General features: G+C 54.0%; 2 protein-coding genes. Both read left to right on the top strand.

Annotation, left to right across the window (positions count from 1 at the left end):
• The first annotated feature begins 71 nt into the window (after nt 1–71).
• A complete protein-coding gene (locus ACP7BO_RS23785) occupies nt 72–374 on the top strand; it encodes a transposase (protein ID WP_426212966.1) in 303 nt (100 codons plus the stop codon).
• On the top strand, nt 371–1,207 hold the full coding sequence (locus ACP7BO_RS23780) for an IS3 family transposase (protein WP_426212965.1): 837 nt from the start codon (nt 371–373) through the stop codon (nt 1,205–1,207). Before ACP7BO_RS23785 ends, ACP7BO_RS23780 begins: the two co-directional genes overlap by 4 nt.
• Nucleotides 1,208–1,243: the final 36 nt, after the last annotated feature.

Here is a 1,243-nt window from a genome sequence, read left to right as displayed (position 1 = left end):
TGAACTGGCCTAATGATTTTGGACACTTCAATCGGGCGCTATGATTGCGCCCAAATCTGAGGTGTTTGGATATGCGTAAATCTTATTCGAGTGAGTTCAAGTTCAAGGCCGCCAGCATGGTGCTGGATGAGGGTCAGCCGGTTCCCGAGGTCTGTGCCAGTCTGGATATCGGCCCTACGGCTTTGCGCCGTTGGGTCGATCAAGTTCGCAAAGAGCGCTTGGGCTCAACCCCTGTGGGCGCTAAGGCGATTACCGCGGATCAGCGGGAGATCCAGCAACTTAAAGCCTTGCTCAGGCAAAAAGACCTGGATATCGAAATCCTAAAAAAGGCCAGTGCTCTCCTGCTTTTGGACGCCAAAGATCATTCTCGTTGATCGATGAGCTGGACGAGCAGTACGGCGTTAACAATTGCTGTCGAGCGTTCGGAGTTAATCGCAGCAGCTTTTACGCCTGGCTCCAGCGCCAAGGCAAAGTGAATCCCGCGCGGGAGAAGCTCAAAGCCTTACTGGTCAAGCATCACAGAGCATCAAGGGCATCTGCAGGGGCAAGAACTTTGGCGAAGCAGTTGCAAGAGAACGGTCATCGCGTCGGGCGATACCTGGCCCGCAGTTTGATGCGCGAAGCCGGGATCGCCAGTCGTCAGCGCCGACGTCATAAGTACAAATCGCCCGGCGTGGAAGCCCTGGTGGCGCCGCACGTACTCAAGCGTAAGTTTGATGTCACGGCGATGAATCAGGTGTGGTGTGGCGATGTGACGTACATCAAGGTGGGAAAACGGTGGCTGTATTTCGCTGCAGTTCTGGACTTGTATGCCCGCCGAATCGTGGGGTGGTCGCTTTCGATGATTTCTGATGCCACGTTGACTTGCGAGGCCTTACGGATGGCGGTTGAACTACGAGGTTGGCCCAAAGATGTGCTGTTTCACTCCGACCAAGGCTGTCAATACACCAGCCATAAGTTCAGGAATGAGCTACTGAAGAATGGCCTGCGGCAAAGCATGAGCCGTAAAGGCGAGTGTTGGGATAACTCCCCGATGGAGCGTTTTTTTGGAAGTCTGAAATCAGAATGGGTTCCGGAAAGCGGCTATGGATCAGAACATGAGGCCCGAGCGGATGTGCAGCACTATGTATCGCGTTACAACACTGTCAGGCCTCACAGCTACAACGATTATCGATCGCCAGTCACGAGGGAGCGGCTGGCGGCGTAAACCTTAACTGGTGTCCAAGATTACTTGACCAGTTCA

The organism is Pseudomonas sp. TWR2-1-1 (assembly GCF_049897045.1).
Taxonomy (GTDB): Bacteria; Pseudomonadota; Gammaproteobacteria; order Pseudomonadales; family Pseudomonadaceae; genus Aquipseudomonas; species Aquipseudomonas versuta.
This window is presented reverse-complemented; position numbering and strand designations above follow the sequence as displayed.